This window comes from Streptomyces sp. NPDC025806 (assembly GCF_055558275.1).
In genome coordinates, this window is record NZ_JBVHMU010000011.1 from 287,949 (window position 1) to 308,740 (window position 20,792).

At 70.4% G+C, this 20,792-nt stretch carries 18 protein-coding genes and 1 riboswitch; of the genes, 5 read left to right on the plus strand and 13 right to left on the minus strand.

The annotated features are described in order from the left end of the window. Nucleotides 1-14: 14 nt before the first annotated feature. Entirely contained in the window at nucleotides 15-824 is an 810-nt protein-coding gene (locus ACZ4E1_RS25920) for a PhzF family phenazine biosynthesis protein (protein ID WP_467543203.1), read from the plus strand. A 7-nt stretch (nucleotides 825-831) separates the two neighbouring features. On the opposite strand, the gene ACZ4E1_RS25925 is transcribed toward ACZ4E1_RS25920, so the two are convergent. Further along, the gene (locus tag ACZ4E1_RS25925) at nucleotides 832-1,632 is read right to left on the minus strand and encodes a CPBP family intramembrane glutamic endopeptidase (protein ID WP_467543206.1); all 801 of its coding nucleotides are present in this window, start codon (nucleotides 1,630-1,632) and stop codon (nucleotides 832-834) included. A gap of 190 nt (nucleotides 1,633-1,822) precedes the next feature. Between ACZ4E1_RS25925 and ACZ4E1_RS25930 the strand changes: the two genes are divergently transcribed. Further along, nucleotides 1,823-3,595 carry a substrate-binding and VWA domain-containing protein gene (locus tag ACZ4E1_RS25930; protein ID WP_467543209.1) on the plus strand — a complete coding sequence of 591 codons (1,773 nt, stop codon included), beginning with the start codon at nucleotides 1,823-1,825 and terminating at the stop codon, nucleotides 3,593-3,595. A 47-nt stretch (nucleotides 3,596-3,642) separates the two neighbouring features. Here the strand turns inward: ACZ4E1_RS25930 and ACZ4E1_RS25935 are convergent, their stop codons facing one another. Then, nucleotides 3,643-5,163, minus strand: coding sequence for a glutamate-cysteine ligase family protein (locus ACZ4E1_RS25935; protein ID WP_467543212.1), 1,521 nt, complete (start codon nucleotides 5,161-5,163; stop codon nucleotides 3,643-3,645). Between the two features lie 529 nt (nucleotides 5,164-5,692). On the opposite strand from ACZ4E1_RS25935, the gene ACZ4E1_RS25940 reads away from it, so the two are divergent. Both ACZ4E1_RS25940 and ACZ4E1_RS25945 read left to right on the plus strand, forming a co-directional pair. Beyond that, nucleotides 5,693-6,271 carry a hypothetical protein gene (locus ACZ4E1_RS25940; RefSeq protein ID WP_467543215.1) on the plus strand — a complete coding sequence of 193 codons (579 nt, stop codon included), beginning with the start codon at nucleotides 5,693-5,695 and terminating at the stop codon, nucleotides 6,269-6,271. Nucleotides 6,272-6,558: 287 nt separating this feature from the next. Next, nucleotides 6,559-6,759 (plus strand): DUF5999 family protein, encoded by a 201-nt coding sequence (locus ACZ4E1_RS25945; protein ID WP_188341678.1) that lies wholly within the window; start codon nucleotides 6,559-6,561, stop codon nucleotides 6,757-6,759. 72 nt (nucleotides 6,760-6,831) lie between these two features. Here ACZ4E1_RS25945 and gcvP read toward each other — a convergent pair whose 3' ends face one another. Then, complete coding sequence (gene gcvP, locus ACZ4E1_RS25950; RefSeq protein WP_467543218.1) at nucleotides 6,832-9,717, minus strand: aminomethyl-transferring glycine dehydrogenase; 2,886 nt, start codon at nucleotides 9,715-9,717, stop codon at nucleotides 6,832-6,834. 191 nt (nucleotides 9,718-9,908) lie between these two features. Beyond that, nucleotides 9,909-10,003, minus strand: a riboswitch (glycine riboswitch). A 114-nt stretch (nucleotides 10,004-10,117) separates the two neighbouring features. Between gcvP and ACZ4E1_RS25955 the strand changes: the two genes are divergently transcribed. After that, nucleotides 10,118-10,492, plus strand: coding sequence for a PRC-barrel domain-containing protein (locus tag ACZ4E1_RS25955; RefSeq protein WP_467543221.1), 375 nt, complete (start codon nucleotides 10,118-10,120; stop codon nucleotides 10,490-10,492). 24 nt (nucleotides 10,493-10,516) lie between these two features. Here ACZ4E1_RS25955 and ACZ4E1_RS25960 read toward each other — a convergent pair whose 3' ends face one another. From ACZ4E1_RS25960 to ACZ4E1_RS26005, 10 genes are all read right to left on the minus strand, one after another. Then, nucleotides 10,517-11,995, minus strand: coding sequence for a DNA polymerase IV (locus tag ACZ4E1_RS25960; protein WP_467543224.1), 1,479 nt, complete (start codon nucleotides 11,993-11,995; stop codon nucleotides 10,517-10,519). Nucleotides 11,996-12,039: 44 nt separating this feature from the next. After that, the gene (locus ACZ4E1_RS25965; RefSeq protein ID WP_467543226.1) at nucleotides 12,040-12,660 is read right to left on the minus strand and encodes a MerR family transcriptional regulator; all 621 of its coding nucleotides are present in this window, start codon (nucleotides 12,658-12,660) and stop codon (nucleotides 12,040-12,042) included. A 182-nt stretch (nucleotides 12,661-12,842) separates the two neighbouring features. Continuing rightward, nucleotides 12,843-13,316: a bifunctional nuclease family protein gene (locus ACZ4E1_RS25970; protein WP_161300298.1), complete on the minus strand. Its 474-nt coding sequence runs from the start codon at nucleotides 13,314-13,316 to the stop codon at nucleotides 12,843-12,845. Nucleotides 13,317-13,402: 86 nt separating this feature from the next. Next, complete coding sequence (gene ftsR, locus ACZ4E1_RS25975) at nucleotides 13,403-14,134, minus strand: transcriptional regulator FtsR (protein ID WP_467543230.1); 732 nt, start codon at nucleotides 14,132-14,134, stop codon at nucleotides 13,403-13,405. 27 nt (nucleotides 14,135-14,161) lie between these two features. After that, nucleotides 14,162-15,103: an FHA domain-containing protein gene (locus ACZ4E1_RS25980; RefSeq protein WP_467543265.1), complete on the minus strand. Its 942-nt coding sequence runs from the start codon at nucleotides 15,101-15,103 to the stop codon at nucleotides 14,162-14,164. An 82-nt stretch (nucleotides 15,104-15,185) separates the two neighbouring features. After that, nucleotides 15,186-16,058 (minus strand): DUF881 domain-containing protein, encoded by an 873-nt coding sequence (locus tag ACZ4E1_RS25985; RefSeq protein ID WP_467543233.1) that lies wholly within the window; start codon nucleotides 16,056-16,058, stop codon nucleotides 15,186-15,188. A 5-nt stretch (nucleotides 16,059-16,063) separates the two neighbouring features. Further along, on the minus strand, nucleotides 16,064-16,396 hold the full coding sequence (locus ACZ4E1_RS25990) for a small basic family protein (protein ID WP_008749169.1): 333 nt from the start codon (nucleotides 16,394-16,396) through the stop codon (nucleotides 16,064-16,066). Continuing rightward, nucleotides 16,393-17,298: a DUF881 domain-containing protein gene (locus ACZ4E1_RS25995; RefSeq protein WP_467543237.1), complete on the minus strand. Its 906-nt coding sequence runs from the start codon at nucleotides 17,296-17,298 to the stop codon at nucleotides 16,393-16,395. The genes ACZ4E1_RS25990 and ACZ4E1_RS25995 overlap by 4 nt, the downstream gene beginning before the upstream one ends. A 90-nt stretch (nucleotides 17,299-17,388) precedes the next feature. Beyond that, nucleotides 17,389-19,884: a sugar phosphate nucleotidyltransferase gene (locus tag ACZ4E1_RS26000; protein ID WP_467543239.1), complete on the minus strand. Its 2,496-nt coding sequence runs from the start codon at nucleotides 19,882-19,884 to the stop codon at nucleotides 17,389-17,391. Nucleotides 19,885-19,998: 114 nt separating this feature from the next. Next, complete coding sequence (locus tag ACZ4E1_RS26005) at nucleotides 19,999-20,607, minus strand: CDP-alcohol phosphatidyltransferase family protein (RefSeq protein ID WP_467543241.1); 609 nt, start codon at nucleotides 20,605-20,607, stop codon at nucleotides 19,999-20,001. Between the last annotated feature and the right edge of the window lie 185 nt (nucleotides 20,608-20,792).

Consider the following 20,792-nt stretch of genomic DNA (forward strand, 5'->3'; position numbering starts at 1 on the left):
CTACCGTCGACGGAATGATCATTCGCATCGTCGACGCCTTCACCGACCGCCCCTTCGCCGGGAACCCCGCCGGCGTACTGCTGCTCGACGCCTTTCCCGAGGACGTGTGGATGCAGCACGTCGCCCGGGAGGTCAATCACGCGGAGACCGCGTTCGCACACCCGCTGCCCGAGGGCGGCGACGCCGACTGGGCGCTGCGCTGGTTCACCCCGACCACCGAGGTCGACATGTGCGGGCACGCCACGCTGGCCACCGCACACGTGCTGCACACGACGGGCGCCACCGAAGGGCCCGTACGGTTCGCCACGCCCAGCGGCGTCCTCGTCGCCACCCCGCACCCGGACGGATCGATCACCCTCGACTTCCCGACCGCACCCCTGACCGAGGAACCGGTCCCCCACGCGATCACCGAGGCCCTCGGTGTACGGCCGCTGTCGGCGCACGACACCGGGGAGGCGATCGGCGACCTGCTCGTCGAACTGGCCGACGAGCGGGCGGTACGGGACCTGGCGCCGGACCTCGCCGCGCTGGCCCGGGGCTCACGGCGCGGGGTGATCGCGACCGCGCTCGCCGAGGACCCCGGCGCGGGCTACGACTTCGTGTCCCGCTGCTTCTTCCCGAACGTCGGCATCGACGAGGACCCGGTGACCGGCAGCGCGCACACCGCGCTCGCCCCGTTCTGGGCCGCCAGGACCGGCCGCGACGACCTCACCGGTCTCCAGGCCTCGCCCCGCACCGGCCTGGTCCGGGTCGGCCTGCGCGGCGAGCGGACCCTGCTCACCGGCCACGCGGTGACCGTCGTGGAGGGCGAGCTGCACGCCTGACGGAGGATCAGGCGGTGGGGAGCCAGTCGACCTTGCCGGCGAGCAGCCCGTAACCGACGAACGCGCCGATGTCGAGGAGGGAATGGGCCACGACCAGCGGCCCGACCCGCCCCCACCGCCGGTACAGCAGCGCGAAGACGACGCCCATCGCGACGTTCCCGAAGAAGCCGCCGACGCCCTGGTACAGGTGGTACGAGCCGCGCAGCACGGACGAGGCGATCAGCGCCTGGCCCGGCGTCCAGCCCAACTGGCCGAGCCGGCGCAGCAGATACCCGAGGACGATGACCTCTTCGAGCACCGCGTTCTGCACCGCGGAGAGGATCAGTACGGGGTACTTCCACCACACGTCGGGCAGCGCCTCGGGCACCACCGTCAGGTTGAAGCCCAGGCCGCGCGCGGCGAGATAGAAGGCGATGCCGGTGCTGCCGATCACGGCGGCGACACCGGCGCCGCGCGCCAGATCGAACCACGGCCGGGTGCGGTCGAACCCGATCACGCGCAGGCTCTCGCCCTCCCGCAGCAGGAGGTGCGCGACGAGCGCGACGGGCACGAGCGCGCTCGCGATCCCGAACAACTGCCAGGCCAGATCAAGCCAGGGGCGGCCCGGCGCCGCGGAGGCGTTGAGCGTCGCCGCCTGGTCCTTCAGACCGCCCGGTTTGGTGACCGATCCGACAAAGCTGATCAGCGCGGACACGCCGCTCGCACCGAGCGAGAGCCCCAGGACGATCAGTGTCTCGCTCCGTAGAATTCGTCGCGAAGGGCCCTCGCCGGGAAAAGAATCGGCCACCTGCACTGCCTCCACCTGCACTCTTGACGCCAGTTCAGTAATCCCGCCTCATCCCTCACGCCGCACCGCTAGGGTCTCGAATGCAGGTACGAAGATCGCGCGCGACAGGCCGAGGGGGGCGGAGCGCCGCAGACGGGCGCACCCCTGCCCTCCCTCGTATCACCGCTTATATCGCAACTGCCTTTATGGCTCAGGGAGGGGCACCACCGCCATGGGACGTCACAGCAGCATGCCCGACGGGTACGGGTCGGCCACGGCCGACCCCCGACCGCGGTCCCGCGGTCGAACGGTGGCCATCGCGACGGCCCTCGTCCTCGTCGTGGCGGCAGGCACGGCCCTGGCGATCCGCAGCGATCTGCTCGGCATCGGCGACGGGTGCGCCGGGTCCGTGAGCCTCGGCATCATGGCCTCGCCCGATGTCGCCCCCGCGCTGCGCGACGCGGCCGATCGCGTGCACGAGCAGAAGGTCACCTCGGACGGCAACTGCCTCGACATCACGGTCACCGCGAGCGAGTCGTACAAGGTCGCGGAGACGCTGCGCCGCCGGAGCGACCGGGCCGACTTCCAGGTGTGGGTGCCGGACTCGAGCCTGTGGATCAAGCGCGTCACGCAGAACTCCAAGGCGGTCCCGGTCACGGCGGCGGGCAACTTCGCGTCGTCGCCGATCGGCGTGGGCATGGTCCCCTCCGCCGCGAAGTCCTTCGGCTGGCCGAACAAGACGTACTCGTGGACCGAGCTGACCGGTGCCGCCATGGAGGGCGACACGGTGCGCCTGGGCGCCGCCGACCCGGCCCGCAGCGCGACGGGCCTGCTCGCCCTGACCAAGCTGTCCGCCGCGGCGCAGAAGTCGGGCGACGGCGACGGCACCGAGGCCGCCGCCATGGCAAAGGTCCTCTCCCAGCGCACGTCGGACAACGACGGCCAGCTGATGGACACGGTGGCCCGCGACTCCTCCGGCACCGAGGCCGGCAATCCGCGCCGCAACGAGGCACTGATCGTGTCCGAGCAGGCCGCGTTCACGCACAACGCGGAGGTGGGCGACGACGGCGCCCTCGACCTCTTCTACCCCAAGGACGGCTCCCCCGCCCTGGACTACCCCTTCTCGCTGGTCGACGAGTCCGCGCTGACCACCGACGAGAGCCGGGCCGCCCTGCGCTTCATGACGCTGCTGTCGGCGCCGGACGGCCGTTCGATCATGGAGAAGCACGGCTTCCGCACCGAGGACACCAGCTCGCCCGAGACAGTCGCGGCGCAGGCCGGCGGCCGCTCCCCGCAGCCGTACGCGGAACCCAGCGCGGATCCGGCCACCGACGAGCAGGTCGAGCAGACCCTCGGCATGTGGACGATCACCGTGCAGAGCGCGCGCATCACCACGGTCGTCGACGCCTCCGGCTCCATGGGCAACCTGGTGCCGAACCGGGGCCAGTCCCGGATGGAGGTCACCAAGGCGTCCATGCTGGCCGCGCTGCGGACGTTCACGCCCGAGGACGAGATCGGTCTGTGGGAGTTCTCCACGCACCTGGACGGCAACCGCGACTACAAGCGGCTGGTGCCGACCGAACGCCTCGGCGACCGCAAGGGCGCGGGCACCCAACTCGACCGGCTGAACGCGGCGTTCACCTCGCTGCAGCCGGTGCCCGACGGCGCCACCGGCCTCTACGACACGACGCTGGCCGCCTACCAGGAGGCGACCTCCGGGTACAAGAACGGGAAGTTCAACGCGTTGGTCGTGGTCACCGACGGCAAGAACGAGGACCCCGGGTCGATCTCGCGCAGCACCCTGATCAGCCGCCTCGAGGAGCTCTCGGACCCGGAGCACCCCGTCCCCCTGATCGCGATCGCCGTCGGCCCGGACACGGACAAGGACGAGATCGAACAGATCGCCGCGGCCACCGGCGGCTCCGGGCACCTGGTCAACGACCCGGCCGACATCCAGGAGGTCATCCTGAACGCGATCATCAAGGCCGGCGCCAGGACCAACTGACCGGTTCCGTCGCCGTCCCGGCGCCCGCCCGTCCGCTCGCCCCGCCGTCAGCCGAGCGTCACCGCGGGCTCCGGCAGCCCGACGGGCCAGGTGTGCACCGGCTCGCCCCGGTGCATCAGCTCGCAGTACCTGCGGGTCGTCGCGGCGAGCGCATCGTCCCGCCCGAGCCCGCTCTCGCGCGCCTTGTGGTACGTCGCGGCCTGCCACTCGGCGCCGTTCATGCGCAGGGCGCAGCGCTGTTCGATGACGCCGAGATAGCGGTCCCGGTCGGCGGGTTCGACGCCCCAGGCGTCGAGCCCGGCCGCCGCGAGCGGCAGCAGCTCCTCCTGGACGAGCGTGACGGCCTCGATCCGCTCGGTGCCGCCGAACCGGCCCCGGCGCGGCCACTCCAGGCGCGCCTCGATCCCGTACCGGCAGGCCGCGTCGAAGTTGCGGGCCGCCGCGTCGAAGGAGAGCCGCGACCACACGGGCCGCGCGTCCTCGGCGAGCGCCCGTACGACGCCGTAGTAGAAGGCGACGTTGGCGATGACGTCGGTGACCGTGGGGCCCGCGGGCAGCACCCGGTTCTCCACGCGCAGATGCGGGACGCCGTCGACGACGCCGTACACGGGCCGGTTCCAGCGGTACACGGTGCCGTTGTGCAGCACGAGTTCGGCGAGGTTCGGCACACCGCCCCGGTCGAGGACGTCCAGGGGCCGCTCCTCGTCGAGGATCGGCAGCAGGGGCGGGAAGTACCGCAGGTTCTCCTCGAAGAGGTCGTGCGCCGACTCGATCCACCGCTCGCCGAACCAGGTGCGCGGCCGCACGCCCTGGGCCTTCAGTTCGGGCGGGCGGGTGTCGGTGGACTGCTGGAAGAGCGGGGGCCGCGACTCCCGCCACAGCTCGCGCCCGAACAGGAAGGGCGCGTTGGCGCCGAGCGCGATCTGTACGGAGGCGACGGCCTGCGCCGCGTTCCACACGGCGGCGAAGCGGCCCGGCGTGACCTGGAGGTGCAGCTGCACCGACGTGCAGGCCGCCTCCGGCGCGATGGAGGACGAGGTGCAGGTCAGCCGCTCGACGCCCTCGATGTCGAGCGCGAAGTCCTCGCCGCGCGCGGCGAGGATCTGGTCGTTGAGCAGCGTGTACCGGTCCACGTCGGACAGGTTCGCGGAGACGAGGTCGTCCGCGGCGAGCGTCGGCAGAATGCCGATCATCACGATGCCGGCGTCGACCTCGTTGGCCTTGCGGTGCGCATAGCCGAGCCCCGTGCGCAGTTCTTCCGCGAGCTGGTCGAGAACACGCCCGCCCAACGGATGCGGGGCGATGTTCACTTCGAGATTGAACATCGCGAGTTCGGTCTGGAAATCACGACTCGCGATCCTCTTGAGAACTTCCGCATTCATCATTCTCGGCAGCCCGTCGGAACCCACGAGATTCAGCTCGATCTCCAGTCCCATGAGATTCCTGGGCCGGTCGAAGCGCTTCTCGTCCAGCAGCCGCCCGAGCCCCGCCAGACACTCCTTGAGCTTCTCGCGGTACCGCAGCCGGTCGGTCGGATCGACCGCGCCCGCAACGACCTTCTCCCCCATGGAAGCGTCCCTCCTCGCGTCGACAGCCCGGCGTACCGGCCGCGTGTCTCGGGGGATGATGCCCAGCGATGTGATCGACAACGCCCCACGCGGACCGCCGGGGCAGTAGGCTCTCCACGACCACTCTCCGGCACATTCCGCGGGCATGCGACCGATCGATGATGGGTCATCCGGGAGCCCCGGTGATAAACACCGACAGGAATGGGCCGACCGACCGCCCGGCGAAATCCGAGGTCACACGGATACGACGGATGAACGGTGGCGGGAAAATCGGGAGAAAATCCGTGTTTCACCTCGGGGAGCGCGGCCGAATGACATCTTGCGGAAACTCCGGTGCGTGCTAGAGGAAACCCTGTCCGAACACGCGTCGTATAAACTCCGCGGACGAGACAGAGACGCGGCGCCTGCGGCACCGGCCCCCGCCCGCTCTGCCCCGCCCACCCCTTGTGCACCGCGCAGCTGACAGCGCCGTCCGCTCGTCCTGCACCGCCCTCGAAGCACGTGCCTGTCGAATGAGAGGCGACCCATCATGCCCCTGCACGTCTCCCCGGCTCCCGCGCCGGCCCTGCGCACCGTCCTCGCGGCCCTCGGTTCCCCCACCGCCGTCCGCGAGGCCCGCACCCCGTCCCTGCGCGCCGCCCAGGGTCCCGTACGCCCCGAACTCCCGCTGCCGGTCCACGTCCTGGACCACGTCACGGAGGCGACCGGGCCCTCGCGCACCCGGCTCACCGGCTGGCGTTTCCTGATCCGGTGCGGCGAGCGCGCGGTGGCCGCCGCCGACACCCGGCTCACCGCGGACGGCTGGGCGTTCTCGCACTTCTTCGAGGGCCCGTACGTCACGGCCACCGAGATCGCCCTGCGGCAGGCCGAGGCCCTCGCCCCGCGCCACCAGGCCCGCCTGCTGTCGGTGCCGGAGCTCTACATGCTCACCCTGTGGCTGCACGGCGACCCGGCCGCCGATCCCGCTACGGGGCATCCGGCGGCGGACGACATCCTGGTGCCGCTGGCGCCCGCCCCGCCGGGCATCGCCGCCCACCGGCCGCACCGCGTCGCCGAGCTGCTCCCGGTGCTCACGCATCGGCTGACCCCGGCGGCGATCGTCGCCTGAACCCGGCTGCCCGCCCGGGTGGCCTGAGCGGACTAGCCCGGTCAGGCCACCCCGAACCATCCGAAGTGACAGTGCTGTCGGCCTGAACCGCCCGCACGGGTGATGCGTCCTCTTCCAGTGAGGACCGCTGCTACGAAATACCTGCGGATCGACGCCCGCAGGGCAACACTGGGTTCCGGACCGACTGAAAACGGGGGGCGGCCATGAACAAGCCTTCGAGCCGCAGCACCAGCAGCACGGACAGCGCCACCGTCATCGAGATCACTTCGCAGCGAAAGATCCCTTCCATGTGCCAGCACCAGCCACCGTGCCCGTCAGCAGACTCCGCCGACAGGGAAGCCGCACACCCTGTGGCCCACCACCCTGAGCAGGGCTGGAGCCTCCTGTGCAACGGGGTCCTCCTCTTCGAGGACACCGGCGAACTGCTGCCCAACGGCACCATCATCGCCCCCCACCGCCCACTGAGCCCGGTGGTGAAGGCGGCCTAGCCCCGAAAGGGGCGCGAGGCACCGCGCGACCGGCCACCACGAAGCGGCCGGCCGCGCAGCACCTCTCCGCCACTACGCCTCGTAGGCGTCCAGAGGCGGGCAGGAGCACACCAGGTTCCGGTCACCGAAGGCCTGGTCGATCCGCCGGACCGGCGGCCAGTACTTGTCCGAAGCCTCGACCCCGGCCGGGAAGACACCCTCTTCCCGGCTGTACGCGTGCGCCCACTCCCCACCGAGCATCCCGGCGGTGTGCGGAGCGTTCCGCAGCGGGTTGTCGTCGGCCGGCCACTCACCGGCGGCGACCTTCTCGATCTCCCCGCGGATGGCGATCATCGCGTCGCAGAACCGGTCCAGCTCGCCGAGGTCCTCGCTCTCGGTCGGCTCGATCATCAGGGTGCCCGCCACCGGGAACGACATGGTCGGCGCGTGGAACCCGTAGTCGATGAGCCGCTTGGAGATGTCGTCGACGCTGACACCGGTCGACTTGCTCAGCGGGCGCAGGTCGATGATGCACTCGTGCGCGACGAGCCCGCCCGGCCCGGTGTAGAGCACCGGGAAATGCGGCTCGAGCCGCTTGGCGATGTAGTTCGCGGAGAGCACGGCGACCTGCGTCGCGCGCTTGAGCCCCTCGCCGCCCATGAGCCGCACGTACGCCCACGAGATCGGCAGGATGCCCGCGGAGCCCCACGGAGCGGCCGAGATCGGACCGACGCCCGTCTCGGGACCGGCGGCCGGCTGGAGCGGGTGGTTGGGCAGGTACGGGGCGAGGTGCGCGCGCACACCGACCGGGCCGACGCCCGGACCGCCGCCGCCGTGCGGGATGCAGAACGTCTTGTGCAGGTTGAGGTGCGAGACGTCGCCGCCGAAGTGACCCGGCTTGGCGAGACCCACCAGCGCGTTCAGGTTCGCACCGTCGACGTACACCTGGCCGCCGGCGTCGTGCACGGCCGCGCAGATGTCGGCGACGTGCTCCTCGAACACGCCGTGCGTCGACGGGTACGTGATCATGAGCACGGCCAGCTCGTCGGCGTGCTGCGCGATCTTGGCGCGCAGGTCCTCGACGTCGACCTCACCGTCGTCGGCGGTCTTGACGACGACGACCTTCATGCCGGCCATGACCGCGGAGGCGGCGTTCGTGCCGTGCGCGGAGGACGGGATGAGGCAGACCGTGCGCTGCTCGTCGCCGTTGGCCCGGTGGTAGCCGCGGACCGCGAGGAGACCCGCGAGCTCACCCTGGGAGCCGGCGTTCGGCTGCAGGGAGACCTTGTCGTAGCCGGTGACCTCGGCGAGGCGCTCCTCCAGCTCACGGATGAGGGTGAGGTAGCCCTGCGCCTGCTCGGCGGGGACGAAGGGGTGCAGCTGCCCGAACTCGGGCCAGGTGACCGGCTCCATCTCCGTCGTCGCGTTGAGCTTCATCGTGCAGGAGCCCAGCGGGATCATGCCGCGGTCCAGCGCGTAGTCGCGGTCGGACAGCTTGCGCAGGTAGCGCAGCATCGCGGTCTCGGAGCGGTACTGGTGGAAGACCGGGTGGGCCAGGTAGTCGTCCGAGCGCAGCAGGCCGGCAGGCAGGGTGTCCGCCGTCGCGGCGTCCAGCGCCTCGATGTCGGCGTCCACGCCGAAGGCGGCCCACACGACGCCCAGCTGCGCGCGCGTCGTCGTCTCGTCGCAGGCGAGGGAGACGTGGTCGGCGTCGACCAGGTGCAGGTTGACCCCGGCCTCGCGGGCGGCGGTCACGATGGCGTCGGCCTTGCCGGGGACACGCGCGGTCAGGGTGTCGAAGTACGCGCCGTGCACGAGCTCGACGCCGCCCGCGGTGAGACCGGCGGCGAGCAGGGTCGCGTAGCGGTGCGTGCGCCGCGCGATCGTCCTCAGGCCCTGGGGGCCGTGGTAGACGGCGTACATGCCGGCCATGACGGCGAGCAGCACCTGGGCGGTACAGATGTTGCTGGTGGCCTTCTCGCGGCGGATGTGCTGCTCGCGGGTCTGCAGGGCCAGGCGGTACGCCTTGTTGCCGTCGGCGTCGACGGAGACGCCCACGAGGCGGCCCGGCAGGGAGCGGGCGTGCTTGTCCTGGACGGCCATGTAGCCGGCGTGCGGGCCGCCGAAGCCCATCGGGACGCCGAAGCGCTGGGTGGTGCCGACGGCGATGTCCGCGCCGAGCTCGCCGGGCGAGGTCAGCAGGGTCAGGGCGAGCAGGTCGGCGGCGACGGTGACGATCGCGCCGATCTCGTGCGCCTGGTCGATGACCGGCTTGATGTCGCGCACGGCACCGGAGGCGCCCGGGTACTGCAGGAGCACGCCGACGACACCGCGCTCGGCGATCTCGGCGGGGATGCCGTCGCTCAGGTCGGCGACGACGACCTCGACGCCGGTCGGCTCGGCGCGGGTCTCGATCACGGCGACGGTCTGCGGCAGCGTGTCGGCGTCGACGAGGAACACGCCGTTCTTGACCTTGCCGATGCGCCGCGACAGGGCCATGGCCTCGGCGGCCGCGGTGCCCTCGTCGAGCAGCGAGGCGCCGGAGGTGGGCAGACCGGTCAGCTCGGCGACCATGGTCTGGAAGTTGAGGAGGGCCTCGAGGCGGCCCTGCGAGATCTCCGGCTGGTACGGCGTGTAGGCCGTGTACCAGGACGGGTTCTCCATCACGTTGCGCAGGATGACCGGCGGGGTGAAGGTGCCGTAGTAGCCGAGGCCGATCATCGAGCCGAGGACCTGGTTGCGGTCCGCGAGGGAGCGGAGCTCGTCGAGCACCTCGGCCTCGGTGCGGGCGCCCGGCAGGTCCAGCGCCTCGGCGCTCTTGATGACGTCCGGCACCGCGGCGGCCGTCAGCTCGTCGAGCGAGCCGTAGCCGACCTGCGCCAGCATCTTGGCCTGGGCGGCGTCATCGGGGCCGATGTGGCGCTGCTCGAAGGGGATCCCCTGCTCCAGCTGGGAGAGCGGGATACGGTTGGCGGTCATTGCGGAGGCCTCCTGGTCGATGCGACCTGCGAGGGGCACCACGGCGCGGGTACCCGGTCGGCCTCCCCCTCTGTCATCTCGACCTGAGAGCTTCACCGGCCGGTCCGGAAGATCTCGCGATCGCGGACATGCCGGCTTTCACCGTCGGTGAGAGCGGACACCGTGCACCCCGCCCTGCTTTCCAGAGTGACCTCACCCGTGCGGTACGTGAGCCTGAGAGATTCCGGGGAGGATTTGCTCCTTCGGCGCCTCCGACGGGGTCGGAGGACTCTCCCGCGCGGGGTCAGCAGCCGCTTGCCAGCCTACCAGCGCGGACCTGGCCGGATCCCTCGAGTGGCCGTCATCACCAAACTGCTCTTTCGTAGGGGATAACAACGAGTTGCGACCAGCTGGAGGGACCGTGCAGACCGATGTCGATCCGCGCAACCTGATCGGCCGCAAGGCGTTCGACCGCCGCGGAACCAAGATCGGCACCATCGACGAGGTCTACCTCGACGACGCGACCGGCGTTCCGGAATGGGCGGCGATACGGACGGGGCTCTTCAGCCGCGACGCCTTCGTCCCCCTGGAGCCCAGCGAGCTGGTGGAGGGCACGCTGCGCGTCCCCTTCGAACGCTCCCTGATCAAGGACGCCCCCGACTTCGGCGTGGGCCGCCACCTCTCCCCCGAACAGGAACTGCAGCTCTACCACCACTACGGCCTCGACATCATGGCCCCGCAGCCCCCGGACGTGGACTTCGGCCGCCTCGCGGGCCCGGACGAGGACCCCGCCTAGAGGCCCGGGACGTACGGGCGCCGCCTACCCCGGCTTCGCCGACTCCTCCTTCAACGGCTCGACGAGCGGCAGCGGCTCCCCCACCTCCAGCTCCGGATCGTCGACGAGGAACGTCCGCACCCGCCCCGGCACCCTCGAGTACGGCGTCTCGAACCGCACGGTGACCCGCCCGAGCCCGCTCCCCTGCACCCACCCGGGCCCGAACTCCGCATGCCGCACGTCGTGCCCCGGCAACCATCGCCGGGGCGCCGGCTCGACCGGGCCCTCCGCTTCGCCCCCGACCGCGTGGGCGCCCGCACCCACGGCGCCCAGGGAGCCGGAGCCGATGTCCCCGGAGCCGGCGGCGGCCTCCGAGCCGACCGCAAGCCCCGTACTCTCGCCCGCCCCGGCACCTTCAGCGGCCCCCACGCCCTCCGCCTCTTCCGCGGCATGCTCGGCCTGCGCGAAGAGATCCTCCTGCGTGTAGTCCGCGAGCCCGCTCACCCCGACCCCGAGCAGCCGTACGCCCCCGGTCGTGTCCACGGCCTCCAGGAGCCGGGCCGCGGCCTCCCGCACCACGGCCGGATCGTCCGTCGGCCCGCGCAGCGTCTCCGACCGGGTCAGCGTCGAGAAGTCGTAGCGCCGCACCTTCAGGACCACGGTCCGTCCCGACCGCCCGGCCCCCCGCAGCCGCTCCACACACCGCTCCGCGAGCCGCCGCACCTCCATCCGCACCCGCACCCGGTCGTGGATGTCGACGTCGTAGGTGTCCTCGACCGACACCGACTTGGAGTCGCGTTCAGCGACGACGGGCCGGTCGTCGTGGGCCAGCGCCATCGCGTACAGATGCGCCCCGTGCGACTTGCCGAGGAGCCGCACCAGCTCGTCCTCCCCCGCCTCGGCGATCTCCGCCACGGTGAGGATGCCGGCCCGTCGCAGATGGTCGCCGGTCGCCGGGCCGACGCCGGGCAGGATGCGGACCGAGCGCGGGCCGAGCAGATCGCGCTCGGTACCCGGCGGGATCAGCACGAGCCCGTTCGGCTTCGCCTCCTCCGACGCGATCTTGGCGAGCATCTTCGACGCCGCGAGACCCACCGAGCCGGTCAGCCCGGTCACGCGTCTGATGTCCGCGCGCAGCCGCAGCCCCACTGCCTCCGCGGAGGCGGCGTCCCAGGCCACCTCACCGGCCTCCAGATCGACGAACGCCTCGTCGAGGCTCAGGGGCTCCACCAGGGGAGACAGAGCGCGCAGGAGGGCCATCACCTGCTCGCTGATCTCCCGGTACAGATGGAAGCGCGGCACCAGGAAGGCCGCGTTCGGCGCGAGCCGCCGCGCCTGCCCGGTCGGCATCGCCGAATGGACACCGAACCTGCGTGCCTCGTAGGACGCCGTCGCGACGACGCCGCGCGGCCCGACGCCGCCCACGACGACCGCCTTCCCACGCAGGCTCGGCTTGGCCGCCTGCTCCGCCGAGGCGTAGAAGGCGTCCATGTCGAGATGCAGGATCGTCGGCGCGGTTCTCACAGCTCCGATGCTGCCCTACGCCACTGACAACGGGCCCGTGCGGCTCACACCGCCCGGTTGCGCCGCCTCGCGAGCTCGTCGGAGGGATTGTTCCCGAGCAGGGTCTCGCCGGTGTCCACCCGCTCCCCGTGCAGCTGCGACAGGGCGCTCTCGACGTCCCGCCACACGACACCGACGGCGATCCCGAAGATGCCCTGACCGCCCTGGAGCAGATCGTGCACCTCGGCCGGCGAGGTGCACTCGTACACCGTCGCGCCGTCGCTCATGAGCGTCATGCGCTCGAGGTCGCGGAAGCCCTGCTCGCGCAGGTGCTGCACGGCGGTCCGGATGTTCTGCAACGAGACACCGGTGTCCAGGAATCGCTTGACGACCTTGAGGACGACCACGTCCCGGAAGCTGTAGAGCCGCTGGGTGCCCGATCCGTACGCGGGCCGCACACTGGGCTCGACGAGACCGGTCCTGGCCCAGTAGTCCAATTGGCGGTACGTGATGCCGGCCGCCGCACACGCGGTCGGTCCCCGGTATCCGACCTGTTCGGCGCTCTCGTCGCCGCTCGCCCCCGCCACCGCAGAAACCGCCTGCGGGCGCTGCGGAGTGTGATCGGCCGCGCTGCCGTGAAACAGGTACGGACCGCCCGTCGCCGTACCGTCGCCGCTGCTTCTCACGCCGACCTCCTCATTGACCTGCCGTGTCGACGGTAGGCAGTCACAGGGGGTGCGTCAACGAACGCCACACTCGCCACGCCGAGTGATAATCACCCTAAGAGTGGTTTCCCGTGACCCACCGCGGGGAAAGGCTAGCCGAATGTGCCGAGGCGCCCGCCGCGACGCGTCCCGCGCCCGGCCGTCTACTGGCTGTTGGTCCCGAAGTCCTCGGGCGAGATCTGGTCGAGGAACTCGCGGAACTTCTCCACCTCGTCCTCCTGCTCGTCCGGGATCGCGATCCCCGCGTCGTCCAGGACCCCGTCGCTGCCGAAGATCGGCGTCCCGGTGCGCAGGGCGAGGGCTATGGCGTCGGAAGGACGGGCGCTGACCTCGACTCCGCTGGCGAAGACCAGCTCCGCGTAGAAGACGCCCTCCCGCAGATCCGTGATGCGCACTTCCGTGAGCTCCTGACCGACCGCCTCCAGCACGTCCTTGAACAGGTCGTGCGTCAGCGGACGCGGTGGAGCCATGCCCTGCTGGGCGAAGGCGATCGCCGTCGCCTCCCCCGGTCCGATCCAGATGGGGAGGTAACGGTCGCCTCCCACTTCACGCAGGAGCACGATCGGTTGGTTGGAGGGCATTTCGACCCGGACACCTACGACGTCGAGCTCGTTCACACAGCAACCCTAGGACGTGCCCGGCAGGTTTGGGTAGTCGGGCATCCGCCGCATGCCGGGCGCACGGCCGAGGACCGCCCCTGCGATCAGGGCAGACGCACTCCCAGAGCAGTCTGGACGAGTGCGGCGTGGAGCTTCACCGTCAGCCCCGCGAGCTCCTTGGCGCGGGCCTGCGCCAGCGCCCGGGTCTGCGGATTGCGGTGCACCTTCAGCGGGGCGACGACCGAGTCGACCAGTCCGGCCTCGCGGTCCGCTGCCGCCCGCATCACCCGCAGATGCCGGGGTTCGATGCCGAAACGGCCCAGCTCGCCGACGAGCTCCGCGACCACCACGGCTCCGGCGTCGTATCCGCCGTCGGGCAGCTGCGCGATGAGCCCGTAGGACTCCCACTCCTCGAGCTCGGCCGCGTCGATCCCGGCGGCCGCGAGCAGCTCCTGGCGGCCGATACGGGCCGCGGTCGGCCCGTCCTCACCGGCGTCCGCCGGGTCGCCGGGCCGGCCGGGCGCCGGAACCGGCAGCGCCTCGCCCCGCTCCAGGCCGTCGAGCTGCTCCTTGATGACCTTCAGCGGCAGGTAGTGGTCCCGCTGCATCCGCAGCACGTGGGCGAGCCGCTCGACGTCGTCCGGGCTGAACTTGCGATAGCCCGACGGCGTCCGCTGCGGCTCGATGAGGCCCTCGGACTCCAGGAACCTGATCTTGGAGATCGTGACCTCGGGAAATTCCTCGCGCAGCGTGTTCAGGACGGTGCCGATGCTCATCAGCCGGCTGTCCACGGTGGCGGTGCCGCCCGCGGCACCGCCCCTCGGTGTGTGAAGCATGGACCTTCCTGAAGGTTCGCTGACGGGTCAGATACCTCGCTGGCTCGCGTAGAAGACCAGCCGGTACTTGCCGATCTGCACCTCGTCGCCGTTGTGCAGCGTCACGGAGTCGATGCGCTCACGGTTCACGTACGTCCCGTTCAGGCTGCCCACGTCGGCGACGCTGAACGTGCCGTCCTGCTGGCGACGGAACTCCACGTGGCGACGCGACACAGTCACGTCGTCGAGGAAGATGTCGCTCTGCGGGTGACGGCCCGCCGTGGTCAGCTCGCCGTCCAGGAGGAAGCGGCTGCCCGAGTTCGGACCGCGCCGCACCACCAGGAGCGCCGAGCCCATCGGCAGCGCGTCGACCGCGGCCTGCGCCTCGGGCGACAGGGCCGGCAGCTGCGTCTGGCCGGTGGCCTCCGGGTCGTACGACTCGAGCCCCGAGATGGAGATCGTGGACGTCGTCTCGGACGGGCCTTCCGGCATCGCACCGCCCCGCAGCGGCGCACCGCAGTTGGAGCAGAACCGGCTGTTCTCGCCGTTCCTGTTCCCGCACCTCGTACACACCAGGGCCGACATGGACGGATCCTCCTGCCGCGGCTGCCCCGCGGGGGTTGGGGACGCGTACGGGGCGGAACCGAACCCTCCACCCGTACCTGAGGTTGACGGTTCCCCGAAACCTATGCGGCCGGAACCGGCAGGGTCAACAGACGACGCGCCCTGTCCGCCCGAATTGTCTCCGCCGACCTCGTCCCGGAACAGGGGGCGCTCGCCCACCTGCGTCTCCGGCACGTCACCTTGGCGCGGCGCACGGTGACGTGCGTCCTCACGTGCGCTCTTGCCGAACAACTTCGCAAACAACTTCACGGGCGATTCCCCTTGACCGAAACAGACCCGCCCGTGGGGCAGGACGAACCCTGACTGCGCACATCGGCGTACAGCTCCGACACGGACATCCTCACAACGTCCGTATCCGTAAAACAGTTTCCACCACGCATCCCTCCCGGGATGCGCCGACCCCCCGCAACCTCATGCCCTCGCACGGCGTCCACCATGCACCTCCGCCTCACTGCGAGGACGACCGAGCGTAGTCAGGCCGCTGCGCCGGCCGCAAGGCGTCCACGACGATCTTCTCCGAACGGCTCACAGCCACTGTGGCCTGCTCCTTCTCCAACGTCTGCACGACACCTCCGGGGATGTTGAGCGCCGGTTCCAGGTCCTGCGGTTTGCCGATGACCTTGAAAACGTACGGCTGGGCGATCTTGTGCCCGTCCACGCTCACGCCCTTCCCTCCGGTTCCGTCCGTCAGGTACGTGTTGGCCACGACGCGGACGTCGTTGACCTGGATCGCCTCGGCGCCCGCCGCCCGCAGCTCCTGGATCGCGTCGAGCAGCATGTCGGCCTCGACGGCCCCCTTCGTGTCCGTGACGGTCATGGTGATCCCGGGGCCCTGCGCGGCCACGGTGCCCGCCAGAATGCCGAGTTGACGTTCCTTCTCGACGGTCTGCTTGCGGGCCTCCTCGGCCTGGTCCGAGCTGTTCTCCAACTCGGCCCGCTGGTCCTCGAGACCTTGCTTCTCATCCTCCAGACGCTGAGTCCGGTCGTCGAGTTCATCGAGGATGCGCACAAGATCTTCCTGGCGTGCTCCGCGCAGGGCGCTGTTGTCGCTGTTCGACCGCACCTGGATGGCCAGACCGAGGCCCAGCACGAACAGCAGCACCGCGACCGTCAGTTGGGCGCGCGACACGCGCGGCGGCCACAGGCTCTTCGCCAGCCTCCGGCGCCCGGTCAGCGGCGCGGGCCCCTCGGCCTCCGGCTGATGCGCGCCCTCGGTCGGCTCGACCTCGGCCGGCAGCTCCTTGCGCAGCCGGTTCGCGTTCGCCCGCTCCTCCGCCTCGCCGCCGGCGCCGTCGTTGTCGTTGTCTGCTGCGTCGCTCATCGGCCTCACGCCCGGAAGACGTGCCGCCGGATCGCGGCAGCGTTGGAGAAGATGCGGATGCCGAGCACGACCACGACGCCGGTCGACAGCTGCGCGCCGACGCCCAGCTTGTCGCCGAGGAAGACGATCAGCGCGGCAACCACGACGTTCGACAGGAACGAGACGACGAACACCTTGTCGTCGAAGATCCCGTCCAGCATGGCGCGCAGTCCACCGAACACCGCGTCGAGCGCGGCCACCACGGCGATGGGAAGGTAAGGCTCGACGACCGCCGGAACCTCGGGCCGGACGAACAGCCCGACCACGACTCCCACGACGAGGCCCAGTACGGCGATCACGATGTGCCCTTCTGCTCTGCTCTCGGCTGTGCTGTACGAACGATCACGCTGGGGGCGGCGGGGAGCCTGAGGTCGTCCTGCGCCGAAATGCTGGTCCTGATCCCGAAGTTCTCCTTCAGGGCATGCAGGTACAACCCGTCGGGGCTGTCCTGGAACCGCGTGCTCAGCCGCTGCCCGTCCCCCACCGCGAGCACCGTGTACGGCGGTACCAGCGGCTTGTTGTCGACCAGTATCGCGTCACCCGCGGCCCTGATCGCGGACAGCGCGGTCAGGCGCTGCCCGTTGATGCTGACGGCCTCGGCACCGGACTGCCACAGGCCGTTGATCACGCGCTGCAGGTCCCGGTCGCGCACCCGGCCCGTGTCGGCGAACCCGGCGCTCTCCCGCGGCCCGCTCCCGCCGTCCGTCTGCGCGGACTTGGCGTCGTCGACGACGAGCCTGACCCCGGGCCCGTGCACGGCGAGGGCGCCGGACAGGACGCCCATCAGCTCGCCCTTGTCACCGCCGTGCTTCTTCAGGGCCTCGCGCTGCATGTCGCCCACGTGCGTACGCAGCGAGTCGACCTGGCCCTCGAGAGTGTCGGCGGACTCGGTCTCCCGGTTGATCCGGTCGATGAGCTCCTCGCGCTCCTTGGCCACGACCGGCGCGGCCACCCGCGCCTGCGCGGCCCCGACCGTCACGACCAGCGCGGCGAGGACGAGCCCGGCCGCGAGCCCCAGCTTGGCCCGCAGCGTCTTCGGCATGCCGCTCTGTCCCTCGGCCCGCTTCCGGGCCGCGGCTTCCGCGTACCCGTCGTCCAGGCTGTGGTCCATCACGTTGTTCAGCAGCGACATGGACGCGTCGGGGCGTGCGGGGCGCTGAGGTGTGCGCCGAACGGGGGGCGGCTGCGGCATGCCGCACATCGTCGCACGTCGCGGCCACTACCTCCGAATGGCCCCACCGACCGCCGCCGGGCACCCTGCACGGGGCGCCCGGCGACGGTCCTACGGGGGTCAGCCCCCGGCGCTGTCGACGATCGCCGACCACTCGTCGAGCAACTGCTGGGCGGAGGCGTCGTCGGGCCCTTCGGCCCACAGATGGGTGACGGCCTCGGCCCGGTCGGGCAGCACCATGACCCAGCGCCCGTCGGCCTCGACGACCCGCACCCCGTCCGTCGTGTCCACGGACCGGTCGCCGGCCGCCTCCACGACCCGGCGCATGACGAGCCCCTTCACCGCCCACGGCGTCGCCAGGTCCCGCTTCAGCACATGCGCCCGCGGGATCCGGGCGTCGATCTGGCTCAGCGTGAGCTGCGTACGGGCCACCAGCCCGATGAGCCGCACGAACGCCGCGGCCCCGTCGAAGACACTGCTGAACTCGGGCACGATGAACCCGCCGCGCCCGTCACCACCGAAGATCGTGCCGTCCTCCCGGCCGACCCGGGTCAGATCGTCGGGCGACGTCGTCGTCCACTCGACCTGGGTGCCGTGGTACGCCGCGACCTGCTCGGCGATCCGGGTGGTCGTCACCGGGAGCGCGACCCGCCCGCTGCGCCGCTCGGCGGCCACCAGATCCAGCATCACGAGCAGGGCCCGGTCGTCCTCGACGATCCGTCCCTTCTCGTCGACGAGCGACAGCCGCTCGCCCACGGGGTCGAACCGCACCCCGAAGGCGGCCCGCGCCGACGCCACGATCTCCCCGAGCCGCACGAGCCCGGAGCGCCGGGTGTCCGCCGATTCGGTGGGCCGGGACTCGTCGAGCCCCGGGTTGATGGTCAGCGAGTCGACACCGAGCCGCCCGAGAAGACTGGGCAGCACGAGCCCCGCACTGCCGTTGGACGCGTCGACGACGACCTTGAGCCCCGCGTCCGCGATCCCCGTGGTGTCGAGGTTCCGCAGCAGCGACCCGGTGTACGAGTCGAACACGCTGGACGGGAAGTGCAGGTCCCCGATCTCCCCAGGGAACGCCCGCCGGTACTCCTGCCGCGCGTACACCCGGTCGAGCTTGCGCTGACTGGCCTGGGACAGATCGGCGCCCCGCTCGTCGAAGAACATGATGTCGACGGAGTCCGGGACGCCAGGGGTCGTACGGATCATGATGCCGCCGGCGCTCCCCCGCGCCGTCTGCTGACGCGCCACCGGCAGCGGCACGTTCTCCAGGTCCCGTACGTCGATGGCACTGGTCTGCAGCGCCGAGATCACGGCTCTCTTGAGCGCGCGGGCACCACGTGAGTGATCGCGTGCGGTCGTGACGGTGGAGCCCTTCTTCAGGGTCGTGGCGTACGCCCCCGCGAGCCTGACGGCGAGCTCGGGGGTGATCTCCACGTTCAGGATCCCGGAGACGCCCCGGGCCCCGAACAGATGGGCCTGGCCGCGGGACTCCCAGATGACCGAGGTGTTGACGAAGGCGCCGGCCTCGATCGTCTTGAACGGGTAGACACGTACGTTGCCCTGGACGATCGATTCCTCGCCGACCAGGCACTCGTCGCCGATGACGGCACCGTCCTCGATGCGGGCGGCCCGCATGATGTCGGTGTTCTTGCCGACGACGCAGCCGCGCAGATTGCTCTGCTCGCCGATGTAGACGTTGTCGTGGAGGACGGCCTTGTGCAGGAAGGCGCCGCTCTTCACGACGACGTTCGATCCGACGACGGTGTGCTCGCGGATTTCGACGCCGGCCTCGACCTTGGCGTAGTCACCGATGAACAGCGGACCGCGCAGTACGGCGTCCGGATGGACCTCGGCGCCTTCGGCGACCCAGACGCCCGGCGAGATCTCGAATCCGTCGAGCTCGACGTCGACCTTGCCCTCGAGCACGTCGGCCTGGGCCTTCACATAGCTCTCGTGGGTACCGACGTCCTCCCAGTAGCCCTCTGCGACATAGCCGTAGATGGGCTTGCCTTCCTTCATCAGCTGCGGGAAGACATCGCCGGACCAGTCCACGGGAGCGTCGGCCTGGACGTAGTCGAAGACTTCGGGCTCCATGACATAGATGCCCGTGTTCACGGTGTCCGAGAAGACCTGGCCCCAGGTCGGCTTCTCGAGAAAGCGCTCGACCTTGCCCTCTTCGTCGACAATGGTGATGCCGAATTCCAGCGGATTGGGCACGCGGGTCAGGCAGACGGTGACGAGCGCACCTTTTTCCTTGTGGAATGCGATGAGCTCGGTGAGGTCGAAGTCGGTCAGAGCATCGCCGGAGATCACGACGAAAGCGTCGTCCTTCAGCGCTTCCTCGGCATTCTTCACACTGCCGGCAGTACCGAGCGGCTTCTCCTCGTTGGCATAGGTGAGCTCCATCCCGAGGTCTTCGCCGTCCCCGAAATAGTTCCTGACCAGCGAGGCCAGGAACTGCACGGTGACGACGGTTTCGGTGAGCCCATGCCGTTTGAGCAGCCGGAGCACATGCTCCATGATCGGCCTGTTCGCCACAGGCAGGAGCGGCTTGGGCATGCTCGAGGTCATCGGGCGGAGGCGTGTGCCTTCGCCTCCGGCCATCACGACGGCCTTCATGTCGGAAGCGTCCTCCTTGAAGAGACGACGGTCTAGCCGACTTCGCCCGCTGTAAATGGCCCGCGGATCTGGTGGCGCGGGCCATCCGGCCTCAGCCAACGCTCAACGACGAGCTCAATCGGCCATGGAGTCCGCCCTGACAAGTCGGCGGACCTGAACCATGTAGAGGATCCCTGCCCACCAGTACAGCGTTGTACCCCATCCGGCGAACGCCCATCCGAAAATAGCAGCGAGTTCATGGATCCAGCCACTTCCGTCGCTCAGAAGCAGCAACGGGAAGGCGTACATGAGGTTGAACGTGGCCGCCTTGCCCAGGAAGTTCACCTGCGGCGGCGGATAGCCGTGGCGGCGGAGGATCCCCACCATCACCAGCAGAACCAGTTCACGTGCCAAAAGTACGGCGGTCAACCACAGCGGAAGAATCTCGCGCCAGGTCAGACCGACGAGAGTGGACAGAATGTAGAGCCGGTCCGCGGCGGGATCGAGGAGCCGGCCGAGACTGCTGATCTGGTTCCAGCGCCGCGCGAGCTTGCCGTCGAGATAGTCGCTGACACCGCTCAGCGCGAGCACCAGCAGCGCCCAGCCGTCGCTCTTGGGGCCTCCGAACTCCGGCCTGAGGATCAGCCACAGGAAGACGGGTACGCCGACGAGACGCGCCATGCTGAGGATGTTCGGGATGGTGAGCACCCGGTCCGTCTGGACACGGGTCTCCTGGACCTCCACCCGGGGGCCTCCTGTGGGAAACGAGCCAACGATGCCCCCTGACCTTACCCTTGGCCCTGGCCGGCCTCGCCGTCGGGTCACCCCCAAACGCAAAAAAGCCTCTGGCCCCGAGCAGAATGCTCAGGGCCAGAGGCTTTATCAAAAGGAGTTCGGCGGCGTCCTACTCTCCCACAGGGTCCCCCCTG